Annotated in this window: 18 protein-coding genes and 2 pseudogenes; 9 read left to right on the top strand and 11 right to left on the bottom strand. The window is 66.8% G+C overall.

What is annotated here, in order from left to right; genetic code table 11:
- Positions 1-33: 33 nt before the first annotated feature.
- Both argH and RCAP_RS18210 read left to right on the top strand, forming a co-directional pair.
- Positions 34-1,533 carry an argininosuccinate lyase gene (gene argH / locus RCAP_RS18215; RefSeq protein WP_013069376.1) on the top strand — a complete coding sequence of 500 codons (1,500 nt, stop codon included), beginning with the start codon at positions 34-36 and terminating at the stop codon, positions 1,531-1,533.
- Positions 1,534-1,640: 107 nt separating this feature from the next.
- Complete coding sequence (locus tag RCAP_RS18210) at positions 1,641-2,654, top strand: SIS domain-containing protein (protein WP_013069375.1); 1,014 nt, start codon at positions 1,641-1,643, stop codon at positions 2,652-2,654.
- 279 nt (positions 2,655-2,933) lie between these two features.
- Here the strand turns inward: RCAP_RS18210 and RCAP_RS18205 are convergent, their stop codons facing one another.
- The 7 genes from RCAP_RS18205 to RCAP_RS18175 all read right to left on the bottom strand — a co-directional run bounded on the left by RCAP_RS18205 (position 2,934) and on the right by RCAP_RS18175 (position 10,368).
- Positions 2,934-3,938 carry an SIS domain-containing protein gene (locus tag RCAP_RS18205; RefSeq protein ID WP_013069374.1) on the bottom strand — a complete coding sequence of 335 codons (1,005 nt, stop codon included), beginning with the start codon at positions 3,936-3,938 and terminating at the stop codon, positions 2,934-2,936.
- Between the two features lie 27 nt (positions 3,939-3,965).
- Positions 3,966-4,907 (bottom strand): N-acetylglucosamine kinase, encoded by a 942-nt coding sequence (locus RCAP_RS18200; protein WP_013069373.1) that lies wholly within the window; start codon positions 4,905-4,907, stop codon positions 3,966-3,968.
- Positions 4,904-6,007: an ABC transporter ATP-binding protein gene (locus tag RCAP_RS18195; protein ID WP_013069372.1), complete on the bottom strand. Its 1,104-nt coding sequence runs from the start codon at positions 6,005-6,007 to the stop codon at positions 4,904-4,906. The genes RCAP_RS18200 and RCAP_RS18195 overlap by 4 nt, the downstream gene beginning before the upstream one ends.
- 18 nt (positions 6,008-6,025) lie before the next feature.
- Positions 6,026-6,880, bottom strand: a complete 855-nt coding sequence (locus tag RCAP_RS18190) for a carbohydrate ABC transporter permease (RefSeq protein WP_013069371.1) — start codon at positions 6,878-6,880, stop codon at positions 6,026-6,028.
- Positions 6,877-7,767, bottom strand: a complete 891-nt coding sequence (locus RCAP_RS18185) for a carbohydrate ABC transporter permease (protein WP_013069370.1) — start codon at positions 7,765-7,767, stop codon at positions 6,877-6,879. Before RCAP_RS18185 ends, RCAP_RS18190 begins: the two co-directional genes overlap by 4 nt.
- 94 nt (positions 7,768-7,861) lie before the next feature.
- On the bottom strand, positions 7,862-9,118 hold the full coding sequence (locus RCAP_RS18180) for an ABC transporter substrate-binding protein (RefSeq protein WP_013069369.1): 1,257 nt from the start codon (positions 9,116-9,118) through the stop codon (positions 7,862-7,864).
- A 116-nt stretch (positions 9,119-9,234) separates the two neighbouring features.
- Complete coding sequence (locus tag RCAP_RS18175; protein ID WP_044033734.1) at positions 9,235-10,368, bottom strand: ROK family transcriptional regulator; 1,134 nt, start codon at positions 10,366-10,368, stop codon at positions 9,235-9,237.
- Positions 10,369-10,520: 152 nt separating this feature from the next.
- On the opposite strand from RCAP_RS18175, the pseudogene RCAP_RS20000 reads away from it, so the two are divergent.
- Positions 10,521-10,869, top strand: a pseudogene (locus RCAP_RS20000) (transposase); the annotation flags it as partial.
- A 16-nt stretch (positions 10,870-10,885) separates the two neighbouring features.
- Here the strand turns inward: RCAP_RS20000 and mobC are convergent.
- From mobC to RCAP_RS18155, 3 genes and pseudogenes are all read right to left on the bottom strand, one after another.
- Positions 10,886-11,167: pseudogene (gene mobC, locus RCAP_RS20210) on the bottom strand (plasmid mobilization relaxosome protein MobC); the annotation flags it as partial.
- 115 nt (positions 11,168-11,282) lie between these two features.
- Complete coding sequence (locus RCAP_RS18160; protein ID WP_013069366.1) at positions 11,283-11,843, bottom strand: hypothetical protein; 561 nt, start codon at positions 11,841-11,843, stop codon at positions 11,283-11,285.
- Positions 11,844-12,152 carry a type II toxin-antitoxin system TacA family antitoxin gene (locus tag RCAP_RS18155; RefSeq protein WP_013069365.1) on the bottom strand — a complete coding sequence of 103 codons (309 nt, stop codon included), beginning with the start codon at positions 12,150-12,152 and terminating at the stop codon, positions 11,844-11,846.
- 460 nt (positions 12,153-12,612) lie between these two features.
- Between RCAP_RS18155 and RCAP_RS19455 the strand changes: the two genes are divergently transcribed.
- Positions 12,613-13,002, top strand: coding sequence for a hypothetical protein (locus RCAP_RS19455; RefSeq protein WP_131725978.1), 390 nt, complete (start codon positions 12,613-12,615; stop codon positions 13,000-13,002).
- A gap of 3 nt (positions 13,003-13,005) precedes the next feature.
- Here RCAP_RS19455 and RCAP_RS18145 read toward each other — a convergent pair whose 3' ends face one another.
- On the bottom strand, positions 13,006-13,815 hold the full coding sequence (locus tag RCAP_RS18145; RefSeq protein WP_013069363.1) for a class I SAM-dependent methyltransferase: 810 nt from the start codon (positions 13,813-13,815) through the stop codon (positions 13,006-13,008).
- A gap of 218 nt (positions 13,816-14,033) precedes the next feature.
- On the opposite strand from RCAP_RS18145, the gene chrA reads away from it, so the two are divergent.
- The 5 genes from chrA to mdcB all read left to right on the top strand — a co-directional run bounded on the left by chrA (position 14,034) and on the right by mdcB (position 18,714).
- Positions 14,034-15,398 carry a chromate efflux transporter gene (gene chrA / locus RCAP_RS18140; protein WP_013069362.1) on the top strand — a complete coding sequence of 455 codons (1,365 nt, stop codon included), beginning with the start codon at positions 14,034-14,036 and terminating at the stop codon, positions 15,396-15,398.
- Between the two features lie 98 nt (positions 15,399-15,496).
- A complete protein-coding gene (locus tag RCAP_RS18135) occupies positions 15,497-16,735 on the top strand; it encodes a PAS domain-containing protein (protein WP_013069361.1) in 1,239 nt (412 codons plus the stop codon).
- Positions 16,736-16,840: 105 nt separating this feature from the next.
- Positions 16,841-17,257 (top strand): HutP family protein, encoded by a 417-nt coding sequence (locus tag RCAP_RS18130; protein ID WP_013069360.1) that lies wholly within the window; start codon positions 16,841-16,843, stop codon positions 17,255-17,257.
- A 14-nt stretch (positions 17,258-17,271) separates the two neighbouring features.
- On the top strand, positions 17,272-17,442 hold the full coding sequence (locus tag RCAP_RS19760; protein ID WP_013069359.1) for a hypothetical protein: 171 nt from the start codon (positions 17,272-17,274) through the stop codon (positions 17,440-17,442).
- A 315-nt stretch (positions 17,443-17,757) separates the two neighbouring features.
- Positions 17,758-18,714, top strand: coding sequence for a triphosphoribosyl-dephospho-CoA synthase MdcB (mdcB, locus tag RCAP_RS18125; protein WP_013069358.1), 957 nt, complete (start codon positions 17,758-17,760; stop codon positions 18,712-18,714).
- The last annotated feature ends 42 nt before the right edge of the window (positions 18,715-18,756 follow it).

The following is an 18,756-nucleotide window of genomic DNA, read 5'->3' as shown; positions in this document are numbered from 1 at the left end:
TTTCCCGGCCCCTTGCGCAACAGGACAGATGACATGAAGAACTCCGTAAGCTCCCGCCTGACGGAACGCACCGCGGCCGAGGTGGCGCGCACGATCTATGCGCCGCCGATGCAGGGCTTCGACGCCGCCGCGCTGGAACGGATGTGCGCGCTCAACGAGGCGCATGCCGTGATGCTGGCCGAATGCGGCCTGATCCCGGCCGAGATCGCGCGCACGTTGTTGCGCGGCATCGCCACGATCCGCGCCGAGGGACCGGGGGCGATCGACCTCGATCCGCAGTTCGAAGACAGCTATTTCGCCTTCGAAAACCGGCTGGGGCAGGTGATCGGCAAGGCGACGGCGGGCTGGCTGCATATCGGGCGCAGCCGCAACGACATCGGCGCGACGCTTGACCGGATGGCCGCGCGCGAGGTCTGTCTTGGGCTGCTGGCGGAAATGGCCGCAACCCGCCGCGCCTGTCTTGCGGCGGCGGCGCGCCACAAGATGACGGTGATGCCGGGCTACACCCATCTGCAACCGGCGCAGCCGATCACCTTCGGCTATTATCTGGCCAATGTCGCGCGCGGCATGGAACGGGACTACGACCGGCTGGCTGCGGTCTATGACCGGGCCGATGCCTGCGCGTTGGGCATGGCGGCGCTGGCGGGGACCTCGTTTGCGATCGATCGGCCGCGGGTGGCGCAGATGCTCGGCTTTTCGGGGCTGGCGACGCCGGGGCTCGATGCCGTGGCCTCGCGCGATTTCGTCACCGAGATGCTTTGGGCGGTGACCAGCGCGCAGGTGCTGTTTTCGCGCGTGGCACAGGATTTCTACGTCTTCACCACCTGGGAATTCGGCGCGCTCGGCTTTCCCGACCGGGTGGCGGGCACTTCCTCGATCATGCCGCAAAAGAAGAACATGCTGCCGCTTGAATATTTCCGTGCCGAGGCCGGGCGCAGCATCGGGGCGCTGGCGGGGGCGCTTTCGGCGGTGAAAGGGTCGAACTATTCGATCGGCCTCGACAGCGTGCGCGAGGGCGTCACCGACGCCTGGCCGACTTTCGAGCGGTTCCGCGCCACGCTGCCGCTTTTGCGGCTGATCTTCGAGACCGCAACCCCCGATGCCGAACGCCTGCTGGCGCGGTGTTCCGCGAATTTCTCGACCGCGACCGACCTTGCCGATGGTCTGGTGCGCGACTTCGGCGTCTCGTTCCGCGATGCCCATCATGTCGTCGGGCGGGCGGTGCAGATGGTGATCGCCGCGGGTGGCGATGCGCGCCAGCTCACGGTGCAGGTGCTCAATGCCGCCGCCGAGGAAGAGATCGGGCGCAGCTTCGATCTGGCCGAGGACAAGCTGCGCCGCTGGATGGACCCGGTGCAGGCGGTTTCGGCCCGCAAGGTTCCGGGCGGCACCGCCCCCGAAGCGGTCGAGGCGATGCTGCAGGAGATGCAGGGCCGGCTTGATGCCGACGAGACTGCGCGCGCGGCCCGCATCGGGCATCTGGGCGGTGCCGCCAGAGCCCTTTCCACCCGGGTGGCCGCCCTGATCGACTGATCCGCCGCCCTTTCCCGTTTCCTCCCCGCAAACCCTCTGCCGCACGTTCCGCGTGCGGCCCCAATCCCCTCATGCCCGCAAACGGGCACAACTGCGAAGGACATGCCATGTTCAATTTTGACGAAACCCGCTTCTTGCGCATCCAGCAAGGCGCGGTCGATCTGGCCCCGCGCATCGACGCGGCGATCGGCGCGGCGATCGGTGCCGGTGCGACCAACCTGTATTTCCTCGGCACCGGCGGCGTCGCCTATCTGATGGAACCGGCGGTCCAGCTGCTGCAACGTCGCTCGGGCTTTCCGGTGTTCAAGGACTATCCGGCCGAGCTGGTGATCACGGGCTCGGCCAATCTGACGGCGCGTTCGATCGTGGTCATGCCCTCGCTTTCGGGCACGACCAAGGAAAGCGTCGCGATGATGGCGAAGCTGCAAGAGATCGGCGCGACGGTGATCACGCTGGTGGGCCATGCCGAAACCCCGCTGGGTCAGGGCGGCAACCCGGCTCTGGTCAACTTTGCCGAGGATGACACCTCCTCGGAATCCTTCTACATCCAGTCGCTGCTGGTGGCGCTTTCGGTGATGAAGGCGCGCGGCGAGATCGCCAATTACGACGCGCTGCTGCGCGAACTGGCCAGCGTGCCCGCCGCGCTGGTTGCGGCGAAAAAGGCCTTTGAACCCAAGGCCAAGGATTTCGCCGCGATCATCGCCGGGTCGGATTATCACATGTTCACCGGCGCCGGGAACATGTGGCCCGAGGCGCTTTACTACGCGACCTGCATCCTTGAGGAAATGCAGTGGATCCGCACCCGCCCGACGCATGCCTCGGATTTCTTCCATGGCCCGCTTGAACTGATCGAACCGGGTGTCAGCCTGATCCTGTTCCGCGGCGAGGATGACTGCGACCCGCTGGCCGAGCGCGTCGCGCAATTCGCCCGGCAATATACCGACAAGCTGACGGTGATCTCGACGGCGGATTACCTGCCGCGCGAGCTCTCGCCCGAGCTGCGCGCGCTGCTCTCGCCTGCGGTGATGGCGACGTTGATGGAGCGGCTGAGCGCCCATCTGGAGGTGATGCGAAACCATCCGCTGGTGACCCGGCGCTATTACAAGCGCGTCGCCTATTGAGGCACGCCGGCCGGTCGCATCCGGCCCGGGCCTTTCTTGCATCGCGTGTCCCGCCGCAAGACGGGGCGCGCAGCCTGCCCGGCGACGGGGGCGGGATCTTGATCGAAGCCGCGTGAAGAAAGGGCCGACGCCGCATTGCCGCGGGTCGGCCCGAGAGTTTTGCGCCCCATCCGCGGCCTGCTGATCGCTGTGAACGCCCTCGTCCGCAGCGATCACACAAGGCGCGGGGGGCCATGCGGGTGGGTCCGGCGGCGGCGGTCCGGCCGCCACCGGAGCGGGTCAGGCCGCCGTCGGCGCGGCGATCTTGGTGTCCTGCATCCGGTAGCGGAACTTCACATCGGTCAGGCCCGCCGCATCGGAGAGCGTGGCGGCGATCAGCTGCGGCGCCAGAATGTCAAGGATGCCCTGCGCGATCAGGTTGTCGCGGCGCGGCACCGTGATCACGGTCAGCCGCTCGCCATCCGTCACCGTCGCATCGGTGGTGATCAGAACCACCGGGCAGCCGATCCGCTCGACCTGATGCGCCAGCTCCACCTCGCGCCCGTCGCCGATGATCAGAACGCCGGTCGTGGCATCCATCGCCTCGAGCGGCCCGTGCAGGTAATGCCGGGTGTCATGCGCCGCGGCGGGCAGACGGGCGGCCTCGCGCAGAAGCAGCGAGGCGCCATCGGCCGTGCCCAGCGCCGCCCCGGCGCCGACGCAGTCGATCGCCCGGCGCGCGGCAAAGAGCGTGCCGATGCGCTCCATCTTTGCCGCCGCCTGTGCCAGCACCCCGGTCACCACGCCGGGCAGATCGGCAAAGCTGTCGTCCTGCGCGCCCGAAAGCCGCTCGAACAGCATCCCCATGCCCAGAAGCGTGGCCGTGTAGCCGACGCTTGACGGCGTCGCATCCGCGCCCTGCCGGATTTCAAGATGCAGGTCGGAAACCGCGGCCAGCGGACCGGCGCCGTCCTTGCTGATGCCGATGCGCCGCGCCGAGGGCAGCTTTTCGAAGCCCAGAACGGTTTCGATGCTGCGCCCGCCCGCCGAAAGGCCGACCAGCGTGTCGGCCAGATCATGGCCCGCGGCCAGATCGCAAGCGCGCAGCGCGATGCCGCGCCGTCCCCGGGCCTGCAGCTCGGCCGCGCCGACGACGGCGGCGGCAAAGCTGGCGCCGATGCCGGTGACGCCGATCACCGGCCCGAACAGGTCCGAAAGATCGGCGGCGTCAAGCTGGCTGCGCAGCGCCGCGTGCGTATCGGCCAGCGCCTCGGGCTGGCGGGCGATGGTGGATCTGTAACTCATGGTCGAGGTCCTTCTGCTGTCGATAGGTCAGGAAAGGGCGGGCGTCACCAGATCGGCGGCAAGGCGGCAGGCGCCCTCGACCGGATGACCCTGGAAAAGATGCGCGGTGACGGCGCCGCCGCTGCGCCGCGCGACGGCGGTGGCGAAGGCCTGCCACAGCGGCGGCTGCGCCACGATCACGCTGCCGCCGGCCACCACATGCGAGGCGGTGCTGCCGCGGGCGCGCAGGTTCACCACAAGCCCCGCCAGCGCCTCGGCCCCGGCGCGGATGACCGAAGCGGCGAGCGGCGAGCCCGCGTCGCAGGCGGCAAACACCGCGGGCGCATGGGCGCCGATCGCCGCCGCCGTGCCAAGGCCTGCCAGCGTGCTGCCCAGCCGCGGCAGTTCCGGCTGGCCCAGCGAATGATAGAGAAGCCCGATCAGCGGGTCTTCGGTCGTGGCGCCGCCATCGAGCGCAAGCGACACCGCCCGCGCCGCCTCGCGCACCAGACCGGCGGCGCTGCCATCGTCGCCGATCAGCCAGCCCCAGCCCCCGGCCGAGATCATCCGCCCCTCGGCGGTGCGGCACACGGCAATCGAGCCCGTGCCCGCAACCAGCCCGATCTGCCCCACCCGGCCCATGGCGAGCGGCATCAGCTCGGCATCGTTCACCACCCGCAGGGGCAGGGCGCTGCGGGCCCGCAAGGCCGCGGCCAGCGTCTCGCATTCGGCGTCATCGTCGCAGCCATGCGCGCCCACGCCCAGCGCCGCGACGGGGCTGTCGCCGACCAGAAGCCGCACCTGCGCCAGAAGACTGGCGGCATCGGCGGCCGCATCGGCGCCGCGCCAGCTGCGGCTGGGCAGGACCGTCTCGCGCAGCTTGATCAGCCGGGCTCCGTCCAGGCGTGCCAGGCAGATCTCGGTCTTGGTGCCGCCGATGTCGACGCCCACCACCGGGGCAGCGGCCCCGGACGCGGTCTGCAAGATCATGCCCGGCCCCGCAGACGCGTTCCGGCATCGTCAAAGACCAGCACGGCAGAGGCGGGCGCGGCAACGCGGACCTCGTCGCCCAGATGCGCGGCATGGCGGACCGTCCGCACCCCGATGCGGCTGTCGTCGGCAAGGTGCAGATGCAGATAGGATTCGGCGCCCAGATCCTCGATCAGCGCGACACGGCCGGTCACCATCACCGCATCGGCGGGAAGCGACTGCCCCGCGGCGACGACGGAAATCTGCTCGGGGCGCAGGCCAAGAGCGACCCGCGCGCCCGGCGCCAGCGTCACCGCCAGCGGCACCAAGGCCGCGCCACCCGCCGCCAGATCGACCCGCAGGCCCGCGGGCCCGGCGGTGACGACCCTGGCCGACAGGAAGTTCATCTTCGGCGAACCGACAAAGCCCGCGACGAACTTGTTGTCGGGATCGTCATAAAGATCGAGCGGGCGGCCATATTGCTGGACCTTGCCGCCCATCATCACCACCATCTTGTCGGCCAGCGTCATCGCCTCGACCTGATCATGGGTGACATAGATCATCGTGGTGCCGAGCCGCTCGTGCAGCTCCAGCAGCTCGGCGCGCATCTGCACGCGCAGCTCCGCGTCAAGGTTCGACAGCGGCTCGTCGAACAGGAACACCCGCGGTTCGCGCACGATGGCGCGGCCGATGGCGACGCGCTGCTTCTGCCCGCCCGAAAGCTGCCCCGGCTTGCGGTCCAGAAGCTTTTCCAGCCGCAGGATGGCGGCGGCCTTTTCGACCCGTTCACGGATCAGCGCCTTGGGCTGATGCGCCATGCGCAGCCCGAAGGAGATGTTCTCGAACACCGTCATGTGCGGGTAAAGCGCGTAGGATTGAAACACCATCGCCGTGCCGCGTTTGGCCGGATCGACGTCGTTGATCACCGTATCCTCGATCGCGATCGTGCCCGAAGTGGGCGTCTCAAGCCCGGTGATCATCCGCAAGAGCGTGGATTTCCCGCAGCCCGAGGGGCCGACAAAGACGACGAATTCGCCTTTTTCGATCGACAGGTCGATATCTTGCAAGACCGGATAGGCCTCGAAGCTTTTGCACAGGGATTTGATTTCAAGAAAGGCCATGGTTTCGTGTGCTCCGGTTCAGCCCTTGGTGCCCGACATCGCGATGCCTTCGACGATCTTGCGTTGGAAGATCAGGAAGAACAGCAGCGGCGGCACGGCGGCGAGAAGGTTGGCGGTCATGACGACATCGACCGTCTGATGCGAGAGGGGCGCGTTGAACAGGCCCACGACTTGCCCGACGGTGTACATCTCGGGCGAGGTGGTGATGATCAGCGGCCACATGTAGTTGCCCCAGGTCTGCATGAAGGTCAGGATCGCCAGCGTGATCAGCGCGTTGCGGCACAGCGGCAGGGCGACATGCCAGTAGATCTGGAAATGCCCCGCGCCATCGAGCCGCGCGGCCTCGATCATGTCTTGCGGAATGGCGCGCATGAACTGCACCAGCATGAACAGCCCGAAGGCCGAGGCGAGACCGGGCACGACCAGCCCCTGCATCGAGTTCAGCCAGCCCAGCTGCGAAGTCAGCAGATAGGTGGGGATGATGGTCACGGCGGTGGGCACCATCAGCGACAGCATCACGATGCCGAAGATCAGCCGCTTGGCCGGAAAGTCGAACAGCGCGAATTCAAAGGCCGCGAGCGAGCCGATGAACAGCACGCCCAGGATCGTCAGCAGCGCATAGGCGAGCGAAATGCCATAGGCGCGCAGATAGCCGGTCTGGGTGAAGATCATCCCGATCTTGTCGAACCCGGCCGACAGCGAGGTCGGCCAGAGCCGGGGGTTGATCGAGACCGGCTCGCCGGGCAGCGAGAAGACGACATTGACCATCCACCAGATCGGAAAGATCGTGATGACCGCGATCAGCAGGGCGATGACCCATTTCAGGACGGTCCAGACCGACAGCCGCGGGGCGAGGGAAAGAGGAGAGATCATCGGCGGTTGCTCCAGCTGCGAAGCGCGTAGAGGAGGGCGGTGACAAGGATGATGGCCAGCGTGAGCAGGAAGCCGTAAGCCGAGGCGAGGCCGAACTGCACGCCGCCGAAGGCCCGGCCCATCATGTCCATCACCGGGAACAGCAGCGCGCCGCGGCGCCCGCCATATTCCGAGAAGGAAGAGCCCGTCAGCAGCCAGGGCTTGTCAAAGACCTGCATCGCCGAGATGACGGAATAGGTCAGCACGAAGAACATCACCGGCGCGAGCATCGGCAGGGTGATGTGGATCACCTGCTGCAGCTTGCTGGCGCCATCGAGCCGCGCCGCCTCGTAAAGGTCTGCGGGGATGTTCTTCAGTCCGGCCAGGATGATGACCATGTTGAACCCGGCCGAGACCCAGACATCCACCGCGATCAGCGCATAAAGCATGGTGCCCGTGTCATTGAGAAAGCTGACGGGTTCGGCGCCGATCCAGCCCAGCATCATGTTGAGCAGGCCGAAATTGGACGCATAGATCCAGCGCCAGATCGTGGCGGCCAGAAAGGCAGGCAGCACCACCGGCAGGAAATAGGCGTTGCGAAAGAAGTTCGCCCAGCGTCCCGTGAAGCTGTCCACGAGCAGCGCCAGACCGAAGGCGACGCTCAGGCCAAGCGGCACGGTGATCGCGATGTATTGGAAGAGGTTCCACATCGCGCGGGAAAAGTCGCGCGATCCCAGAAGCTTGGTGTAGTTCTCAAGACCGACGTAGACGGGCTCGCGGACGCCGTTCCAGTCATGGAAACTGTAATAAAAGCCGCTGAGGATCGGATAGAGGAAGAACGCGCCGAACAGCAGCAGAAACGGCAGGATCATCAGGAAGTGGGGCAGGTGGTGGCGCGTGTGTCGCATCGTTCCCCCATGAGGGTGAAGGCGCCCGGCAAGGGGCGGTCGAGAAGGCCGGGTCTCCCGCCGCGGGCGCGGCGGGAGAGGGTCGTGTCGAAGGTCAGTCAGCGAGGCATGCGTTCAGCTCGGCGATCATCTCGGTCGCGCCTTCTTCGGGCGTGAACTCGCCATCGGCGGTGGCCGAGACGTAATCGACCACCGTCGATTGATAGCAGGCCGGCACCGGATGGATCAGATAGGGCGGGTTCACGTCCATCGCCCCGGCCACAGCGGCGGCCGATTGCGCGATCAGCGGCAGCGCCGCCACCTCGGGATCGGCCATCGCGGCATCGTTGGAATTGTAGCGCGACAGCAGCTTGGCCCAGCGCGCCATCTGCTCCTTGGCGGTGATGTAGGCGACGAATTCGAAGGCCAGATCGGCATTCTTGCCCGGGGCCACGCCGATGATCTCGAAGTTCTTGATGCCGCCCTGCTTGCCCGCGGTCTCGCCCGGCATCAGCACGAAATCATACTTCAGCCCGGAATTGGCGCTGGCCTCCTGATAGGTCGGGTTCACCCAGGGGCCGACGGTGTGGAAGGCGAGTTGGTTGGTCACGAACAGGTCCTTGGTGGCCTGATCGTTGCGGCTGGTGCCCGAGGTCAGCGGCTTCATGGCGACGAATTTCTGCATCACTGCGGTCATCACGGCAGGGTCGATCCGGGTGGTCTTCTTGTCCCAGTCGATGCCCCAGGTCGAGACATCCCCGGTCACGGCATAGATTTCCGCGATCGAGTTGAACACCAGCGCCTGATCGGGAATGGCGAACTTGCCCGCGGCCTTGACCTTTTCCATCTGCGCCAGCCACTCGGCCCAGTCCTTCGGCGGGGTGGCGGTGTCGATCCCGGCCTCTTGCAGCACGGTCAGGTTGCGAAACAGCAACGAGCCGTAGCCGGTATAGGGGAGGCAATACATCTCGCCGGGGCGGGGGGCGCAATTGGCGACGGCGGCGGCGTTGTACTGCGCCCGGACCTCCTCGGGCAGGGCCATCCATTTGTCATGGATATTGGCCAGCGCGCCCACATCGGCCAGCTGAGCGCCGACGCCGATGCCGTTCATGAAGATGTCGGGCAGGTTGCCGCTGGCCGCGCCCGCGATCTGGCCCGCGGTCAGATCGTCATCGCCCTTGCCGACGATGTTCACCGACACGCCGGGATGGCTTTGCTGGAATTCCTTGATGAATTCCTGTTGCAGCGCCAGAGCCTCGCCCTGCGCGAAATCGGAATAAACCCAGTATTCAAGGCTCTGCGCGCCAGCAGCGGTGCCCGCGGCGGCCAGCGCCAGAACCAGCAGGCTGGCTGCGGTGTGTCGGTTCTTCATCTTTCTCTCCCGTCGTGACCGTGTCGACTCCTTCGGGTGGTCGACTACATAGTTAGGCAGCTTAACAAACAAAGTCGACCGAGCAAGCTTTTTATTGTGCGCGCGGGATGAAAGTTTCAGCAGGGCAGGCCGAGCAGGGCCGAGACGGCGCGCTCGACGGCCAGACGTTCGGCGCCCAGAACCGTCGCCTCGGCGGCGAGCGTGCTCGTGGTGATTTCGGCCGGGAAGGCGAGGCGGCGGACCACCTCTTCGACCTTGGGGCGCAGCAGCGGCGAGGCGCCATAGCCGCCCCCCAGCACCACCAGCCCGGGGTCGATCACGCTGACGCAGATCGCGATCACCGCGCCGATCTGGGCGGCATGTTCCTCGACATGGGCCAGCGCGGTGGCATCGCCCGTCCCCGCCCGGGCCAGAAGCTCATAGGTGTCCCGGGGCGGCGGGCCGGCATCGGCGGGCCAGCCGGCGCGGACCCGGGCCATGAAAGCCTCGGTGCCCAGATAGCGCTCTGCCTCGCCGCGTTGCGGTGTCAGGCCCGGCGCGAAAGGAAAGGAGATATGACCGATTTCCCCCGCCGCGCCATTGACGCCGCGCAGGATCTGCCCGTTCAGCATCAGCCCCAGACCGATCTTCACCCCGACCTGCAGAAAGGCGAAGGTCTGCCGTCCCTGCGCCGCGCCATAGTGATATTCTGCCACGGCCGCGCAGTTGACGTTGTTCACCAGTGTGCATTCCACCTGCGGCGGCGGGGTGAAATTGCTGTAGATCACCTCCTGATCGGTCGCGGCGGTATCGCCCTCGGGCCCGACGACGCGGGTCGGAACGGCGATGACCATCGCCTGCAAGGGGCCCCAGTCGGCCTCGGTCCGCGCCAAAGCCTCGGCCACGGCGGCGGCCACGACGGCGCTGATCTGCGGCGTCAGCGCATATTGGCTTTGCGGCAACGGGTGCAGGCTGGAATGCAGAAGCCGCCGGTCCAGAGTCGAGAGCCGCAGCCGGATATGCGTCGATCCCGCATCGACCGCGATCACATGCCCGGCATGGGTGGCGACGCGATATTCCACCGCCCGACGGCCCATGCCGCCCTGAACCGCGCCGATCGGCTCGACCAGGCCCGCCTGGATCAACTCGGCGATGGCAGCCGACATGGTGGGGCGCGACAGGCCAAGATCCTGCCCCAGCTGTGGCCGGGTCGATGGCCCCCGTTCGACAAGGGCTCGCAGGACGGCAAGCGCGCTGCCGGTCAGGGTCAAGGGAGTTCGGGTCAAGCAGCCTCGCAGCAATCAGATCCAGCCAGAGCCCGCTTTTAGACGTCTTCGCGCCATTGAACCAGCCATTCGCGCGCAAAGGGATGCCCTGCTGTCGTGTCGGGTGGCGCGGCTCGGTTGCACAAATCCTGACCAGGGACGCCGTGCCGACCGGCAAGCGCGGGCGGCAACCCGACGACAGCGACGCCGCCAGCCGGACCTGCCTGACGATGAAGGGTGAAGGGCGCCCGGAAAACGGTCCTGTGGACCGTTTTCAGCCCTGATCGGGCGGAGCCCCGGTTCGGGATGACGCTTCGGCAGAAGACCCTGAAGGTCAACATCCAAAACCGCGGCTCGGAGGGTCCGCGGCCCCTGCTGGTGGACAGCACCGGGATCAAGGTCGAGGGCGAAGGGGAATGGAACGCCCGCAAGCACGGGGGCACCAAACGCCGGGTTTGGCGCAAGATCCACATCGGCATCGACGCGAAAACACGGGAGATCCGGGCTTGGAGACCAGCTGACTTCAGATCGTAGCTTCCGTCACGGTCCCATTTTCGGGGAGGAGCTCAGATGAAGAGCATGGGTAGCCAATTTGGCGCCCCTGATGCTCTGCCACAAACTTCCGGTAAAGCGTCACGCCCCTCCGACGCCGCTCGTTGATCACCTGCGACAGGGTCGCGCGCAGCACCGGCAACCTCTGGCGCAACGCGTCGAGTCCGGCCCACTGCTCCTTGACCATCGACACCCTGCCCCGGTTCGCCGCCGACGCAATCTGGTTCACATTGACCCCGATCTTGTAGAGCTCGCGACGAAAGCGTCGATCCCGGCCCGACCGCCGTCAAAAGCGGCCCCACGCCTTCAGATCGACATCGGGCACCGTCGATCCGCGCGAAAGAACAACCGCTGCCCGGCCGCGTTCTTCATCGGCCGGATGGCTCTTCCGCGACAAGGGTTCGAACGACGCTGACGGGCAGGAACATCCTCAGCGGGTTCGAGGCGAGCGGCAGAAAGCCGTAGCTTTCATAGAGCGCCTTGCGGCGGGCCACGCGGGCGGGATCGCCACAATCGAGCACATCAAGCATGACGACCGCGACGCCGATGGCCTCTGCGGCAACCGCAATCCGGCGCAGCGCATCGACAAGCAAATCGCCGCCATAGCCGCCCCCGCGGACCCTCTGATCGCGCCCGATCATCGAGATATATGCCGCCGGGATGTTGCCGTGCGACGGACGTGTCCGCGCGAATTTTGCAGGTAAATCCGCAAAGTGAACGGCATGCGCATTGAGAGCATAAAAGCCGATGACCGTGCCGCCCGGATCGACCATCACATAGAGACGAACATTGTCCGCCTTGGCAAGCTTGTTGGCCGTCTTCTGAAAGTAGGTGTCGACCTGTTTGACGCCGCAAGAAAAAGCCGCCCGATCATGTCTTTCCGGATCGAACGGCTCAATGCGGCAGAAGGCCGGTTGCGATGCCGCCATCTACTGCGACACGACCGTTTTGCCATGCCGACGGAAGGCCGCGCGCAGGGTGTCTGTCGGCGCGGCCGGAGCATCGAGTGCCGCGAAAAACGCGTCATGATCGACCGGCTGCAGCATTGTGCGTTCATGCGCGGCAATCGTTGCCAGCGCGGCCTGATAGGCGGCATTCATCGTGAAGACGGAATCGTCGACGCCAGAAAGCGCCGCCGCCTGCTGGATCGCGGCCTTGATGCGCGGCTTCGTCCGGAAATTCATCCGGGCCTCGTTCCGCTCATCGATCGCGCGCGTGCTGTCGTGGAAACCAAGCATGGCCGCCTCCTGTGTCGCAGCCATCATGTACGCCAAATGGACGTACAAATCAAGAGTTCGGTCGGGAAAGTCCTTCGAAAGCGGCGCATTCACCCGAAGCGGTCGGTGCCTTGCCGGGCGGATGTTCCTTGCGGGTCGTCTTTCCTGTCCGCAGCACCTATGTCGTCAACGCGGCCGGGGAGGGTTATGTCTCGGATCTGTGAGGGGATGCTGCGAGCAGAGGAAGGCGCCCGAGGTGGCAATCTGTGACAAATGCGGCGGCGAGATCGCGTTTCGCTATGTCGATGGCGTGCTCAGGCCGCTTCACATCGGCGGCGGGCTTTGTGACGGCTTGGAACGTGTCACCGAGCCGGTCCCCCGTGAGGGCTGGACGCAGGACTGTTACCTTGATCCGAACGCCTCCTGCCCGGTCTGCGGCGCGCGGGTGTATTTTTACCAAAGCCGACACGGGGGGCGGGTCTTGTTCGACGATGTCGGCTGGCCCTGGCCGAAGCACGCGTGCACGGACGATTATCAGCAGTCGGTCCGGGTCAAGCGTGTCCCGTCCGGCCGCGCGCGCGTGTTTCGCGACCGATCCGGGGCGCTGCTCAAGATCTATGACCTCGACGACATCGAGGACCGGGGGCGCAACCACCTGCTCGTGCTGCGCAACCAGATGACCGGCTCCCGGGTGCGGGTTCTGGTCGGCAAAAGACGGCTTGCGCAAGGCAACATTCGTCTTGCGGACTTTCAGGACGCGCCAAGCATCGTCGTTCACGAATTCGAACGCGGTGCCCCCCACATTCGGCTTGATTTCGTCTGCGTGCGGCTGGGCAAGGTCGTGCGGGTGAAGCTGCGGGCCGCGCGCTGAAAGTCACGCGGGCGGCTTGCGGGCGATCAGGCAGTAGCTCATCGGGATCTGCGCGGCCCGGCCTTCGTAAAGGTCATATTCCGGTTCCCGGATGCTGTGCCCGAATTCCGTCAGCTCCTCGATCGCAAGCCCCGATCGCACGCAGGCGGTCACGATCTCGCCCAGCGGATGCAGGAACCAATAGCCGGTTTCGCCCTTGCCGTGGTCCTTGCCGTCATAGCTGATCGCCTCGGTCACCAGCTGCGGGCGGCGCTCGAAATAGCTGAACGCCGGTTCAAAGGGGGTGGCGGCGGCCGGGTCGAACTGCTCGAGAAACGGATGCGTTTCATAGATCACCAGAACGCCCCCGGGCGCCAGCAACCCGGAGGTGACGCGGAAGAACGCGGGCAGGTCGGGCATCCAGTTGAGAACGCCGATGGTGATCAGCGCAAGATCGACCTGGCCAAGATCCGGCGGCAGGTCGTAGATATCCGCCTCGACCAGCCGCGGCGCCAGACCGGCGGCCTCGGCAAGCTGCCGGGCCTGGGCCAGGAACGCCCCCGCCTGATCGATCCCCAAGGCCGGGCGGATGCCCAGCGAGGCCAGCGACAGCAGCTCCCGGGCATTGTTGCAGCCGATCTGCGCGGCGGATTTCCCCGCCAGCCCGAGCCGGTGCAGAACGGCGGTCAGACAGGGGTCGAGTACGGAAAAGCCCGGCTCCCCCGCGCGGGCCAGAAGCTGCGCCCAGGGGTCGCCCTGTGCATGCAAGGGGGCCGAGGCGTTCCAGGCCGCCCGGTTCGCCGCGGTGAAGTCCTTTCGGGCCATGTCAGCCATTTTCTTCTGCCCTTTCAAAGACGCAGGGCCCCTGCCCCGCTGGTCCGGCAAAGCCGCGGTCCTTGCGGCATCCTGCCACGACAGACCGCCCGACGAAAGCGCCCCCGTGGCGGCTGTCTCTCGGGCGGGGCCGGGTTTGACAGGCCGGAGGGGCCGGGGCATGGTGCGCCGAAAGCCCCGCGACGGGGCAACCGGGACCGGCCAGGCGGGGCGACACCATGAGCGGCAGCATCGAAAGGCCCGGTCTGGGCGAAGCCGCGCGCGTCTGGGCGCGGATCGCGGGCCTGTCCTTTGGCGGACCGGCGGGGCAGATCGCGGTGATGCACCGCATCCTTGTCGAGGAAAAACGCTGGCTCGGCGACGCCCGTTTCCTGCATGCGCTGAACTTCTGCATGCTCTTGCCCGGTCCCGAGGCGATGCAGCTGGCCACCTATGTCGGCTGGCTGCTGCATGGGGTGCGCGGCGCGGTTCTGGCGGGGCTTTTGTTCCTCGCGCCCGGTGTGGCCGCGCTGATGACGCTCAGCTGGATCTATGCGCTTTGGGGCGGGGGCGGGCTGGTCGCGGGCCTTTTCTTCGGGCTCAAGGCCGGGGTGCTGGCGATCGTCGCGCAGGCGGTGCTGCGGCTGGCGAAACGCGCGCTGAAAACCCGGGCGCAACGGGCGCTGGCGGTGGCGGCCTTTGTCGGGCTTTTCGCATTGGCCCTGCCGTTCCCGCTGATCGTGGCGGCGGCGGCGCTGATCGGCGTGCTTGGCGGCCTGATCGCGCCCGCGGCCTTTGCGCCCGGCGGGCATGGCGCGGCGGGCGGCCCTGCGACCCCCGATGCCGAAACGCTTCTGGGCGAGGAGCACGGCGACCCGACCGGAGCCGAGCGCCGCGCCGCGCTGAGGGCGGGCGCCGTGGCGCTGATGCTGTGGCTGCTGCCGGTGGCGGCGCTTTGGCTGCTTGCACCCGAGAGTGTCTTCACCGCGATCGCGCTTTTCTTTTCGAAACTTGCCGTGCTGACCTTTGGCGGCGCCTATGCGGTGCTGGCCTGGGTGGCGCAGGCGGCGGTGACCGATTTCGGCTGGCTGCGGCCGACCGAGATGCTGGACGGGCTGGGCATGGCGGAAACGACGCCCGGGCCGCTGATCATGGTGCTGCAATTCGTCGGCTTCATGGCGGCCTTTCGCGCCGCGGGCTGGGAGGCGCCGCTGCTGGCGGGCAGTCTGGGCGGGCTTCTGGCCAGCTGGGTCACCTTTGCCCCCTGTTTTGCCTGGATTTTCCTTGGGGCGCCTTTCATCGAGCGGCTGCGCGCCAACCGTGCCCTTGGCGCGGCGCTTTCGGCGGTCACCGCGGCGGTGGTGGGGGTGATCGCCAATCTGGCGCTGTGGTTTGCGCTGCATCTGCTCTGGCGCGGGGTCACGCGGATCAGCCTTGGGCCGGTCAGCCTTGATCTGCCGCAGATGGCCACGCTTGATCTGCCCGCAACCGGAATTGCCGCCGTCGCGGTCTGGGCGCTGTTCCGGCGCGGCTGGGGCATGGCGGCGGTGCTGGCCGGGTCGGCCGGTCTTGGCGTTCTGGCGCATCTGGCCGGGATCGCCTGATCGCCCCCCTACCCCGGCAAAGCGATTTTTTCAGCCGCCGTAAATCAGCCGTTAAGACCGCTGACGATAAGCTTGCGAAAATTTCAGCGAGAAAGCTCATGACTCATCAGCGCGATCTCTCCGGCCAGCCCGAGGGCGAGGTCAATTTTCGACTCGACGATCTTTTCTTTTCGCGGACCGATCCGCGCGGGGTCATTCTGGCAGGCAACGATGTCTTCCAGAATGTCTCCGGCTTCGCCTGGTCAGAGCTTCTGGGCGCGCCGCACAAGATCATCCGCCACCCCGACACCCCCCGTGCGGTGTTTCGCATCCTGTGGGATGCGCTTGGCAACGGCTTTCCGATGGGCGGCTATGTCAAGAACCGCGCCCGCAATGGCGATTTCTACTGGGTCTTCGCGGTGATCCTGCCCACCGAGGGCGGGTTCCTGTCGGTCCGTCTCAAGCCCTCGACGCCGCTTTTCGCGCAGATCCGCAAGGTCTATGCCGAGCTTGCGGCCCGCGAACGCGCCGAGCGACTGGATCCCGGCGACAGCGCGCGCAGGCTCTGGACGATCATCACCGAGGCGGGATTCACCAGCTACACCACCTTCATGGCCAGCGCTTTGGGGCAGGAACTGGCCGCGCGCGACCATCGGCTTGGCCGCCCGGAAGACCCGCGCACCCGGCGGCTGATCGAGATGAACGAGGCCCTCGAACGGGTGACGCAGGAACAGAAGAAGCTGTTGCGCAGTTTCGAATCGCTGCAGTCGATCCCGAACAACATGCGCCTTGTCGCCTCGCGGCTGGAACCCTCGGGCGGGCCGGTTTCGGCGATCTCCGAGAATTACCGCGCCTCGAGCCTGGTGATCTCGGACCGGCTGCGCAGTTTCGTCAGCGGCCGGGAGAATCTGTGCGACCGCGTCTCGCGCGAGGTGGCGCGGGCGCTTTTCCTGCTGGGGGCCAATCGGGTGATGGCGGAAATGATCGCGACCTTCCGGCAGGCCGAGCCGGTTCCCGGGCTGGACTGGCAGACCGAGGCCGCGAAACTGGCCGAGGCACGCGGCGCCACCCGGCGCGACAGCCATGCCGCGCTGACGACTGCGGTCGGCCATGCCGAGGAGCTGGCCCGATCCAGCGCGGAGATCCGGCGGCTGATGCTGGGTCTGGACACGATCCGGGTGATGGGGCGCGTCGAATGCGGCCGGTTGCGCGAAAACGGCGCCGGTCTGGTCTCGACGATCGATCAGCTCGATCTGTTTCACGCCGAGATCAAGGCCCGGCTGGAGACCATCCTGCGGCTGTCCGAAGACATCGGCAGCGCCATGAGCCGCTTCGTGAAGGCGGATCCCGACGGCTGACGGGGCGGCTTTCACCGCGCCGCCGCGCGGGCCGCGATCATCGCGATTGAGCCGCCCCTGTCGCGCCGCTATGAACGCGGTGAAACGGGTCGGATCGGAACGAACATGCAAGTCACAGCAGACAGAATCGGCAAGGCCGCCATCATGGCCGCCATCAGCAGCCGCGAAGAGGAAGACCTGATCAAGGAGCAGATCCTGGCCCATCCGACCTGGAAGGTGGGGATCACCTATGTCACCGGGCGGCGGTCCGAAATCGAAAAGGGCTTCGTCAAGTCGATCGTCGCCTGTGCGCTGAACGGCGGGGTGATCCACAACCGCCCGGGCGCCGTGCACGGGGTGATTCACGCCGGGCTGGAATGCCTGCAGGGGGTCTCGGCGACGGTGGTGGCGGAATCGAACCTCAAGCTCAAGGTGGCGCTGGTCTCGGACGGGCACTGGGTCGCCGTCGCCGCGCATGGCGAATCGGCCTTTCATCCCACGACGAACCACGAACGCATCGGCTTCGGGGTGATGCATATCTAGACTTCCATGGCTGCATGGCGATTGCCGCCCGGCCTGCCGCCGCGCCGCAATCGCCTGTCGCCGTTGACGAAAACGCGAGCCGCAAGCCGCGGGCCAATTCCCGCGCGCCGCTGTTGCAAAGCTGGCTCCATTTTTGCCAAGTCATTGATTTTGCCATGAATAGCTGCAAAACTGCGGCGCTTTGACGCAGCCTCTTGCGCCCTGAAAACGATTTCTGGACAAGCCCGGGCGACAGGCGTAACGATGCTGCCATGCTTCGGATCACGAACGATCACAAGGACGTGAGGCGAAGCTGCCCGACAGGGCCGTGATCCCGTGATGAGCCGTCTGCCCGCGTGGGGCTGCGACGGCTGACGAACCCAAAGCGCCGCGTGAGCAAGTGACATCGGTGTGGCGCATGTCTGACGGTTTCCCCGACCAGAGGTAATCCCTGCATTGGCCGTGGAACGCCTGGCGTTCACGAAGCGCCGCGCTGCCGTCAGTTGCGCGGGACGAAACCCATGAAATACGCGTTGCGCAGGCCGCTGGACTGGTTCAGCGACATTGCCTTGTCACCGCAAACCAGCGCCTGGTCGATCGGATCGGCTTTCCTGACCGGGGCGCTGCTGGAAATCTCCACCCATCCCAAACCCGGTCTGGTGACGCCGCGCTCGAACGGCGCGCATCGGGACATGAACCTGCAGACCTTCATGGTCTCTTCGGCGGTGATTGCGCCCTGTCTTTACCAATGCGCGGAGGCCGGGCTTGACCATGCCGGCCCGGCCCTGACGCTGCTGCCCCGGGTGCGCGCCATCGGCGAGATCTACGAGGCCCGGCTTCTGGCCGCGACGCGCGGCGTCAACACCCAGCGCGGGCTGCTGTTTTCGGCGGGCGTGCTGGCGGCGGCGGCGGGGCTGGCCGCCCGCAGGGACGACCTGACCGAGGCGGCGCTGTTCGACACCGCCGCGGCGATGGTCGCCGGGATCTGCGACCGCGAATTGCGCGCCGGATTGCACCGCGAGGCCGAAACCGCGGGCGAGAAACTGTTTCGTCAATACGGTGTCCTTGGCATCCGCGGCGAGGCCGAGGCGGGCTATCCGACCGTGCGCAACCACGGCCTGCCCGCCCTGCGCGCCGCCCGCGCCAGCGGCGCGACGCTGGCCACCAGCCTGTGCCACACGCTGATCGCGCTGATGGCCGAGACCGAGGACACCACCGTGCTGTGGCGCGGCGGTCCCGCGGCGCTGAGCTTCATGCGGACCGAGGCCCGCAAGATCCTCGCCCTTGGCGGCGCGCTGACCGGCGACGGGCTGGCGGCGATCCACGCGCTCGATGCGCGGTTCATCGAACGACACATCAGCCCCGGCGGCGCGGCCGATCTTCTGGCCGTGACCCTTGGCGTCGATGCGCTTTCCGGGGGCGAGCTGCCCCCGATCTTCCCCGCGGAGGCCCTGCCCTTCGCCCCCTGCAACCCCTGAGGCATCCATGAACATCATCACCTATGCCGCCTTCAGCTACCT

Origin of the sequence: Rhodobacter capsulatus SB 1003, assembly GCF_000021865.1 — a bacterium.
Taxonomy (GTDB): Bacteria; Pseudomonadota; Alphaproteobacteria; order Rhodobacterales; family Rhodobacteraceae; genus Rhodobacter; species Rhodobacter capsulatus_B.
Note: the sequence above shows the minus strand (reverse complement) of the source record. Positions and strands in the feature narration are given on the sequence as shown.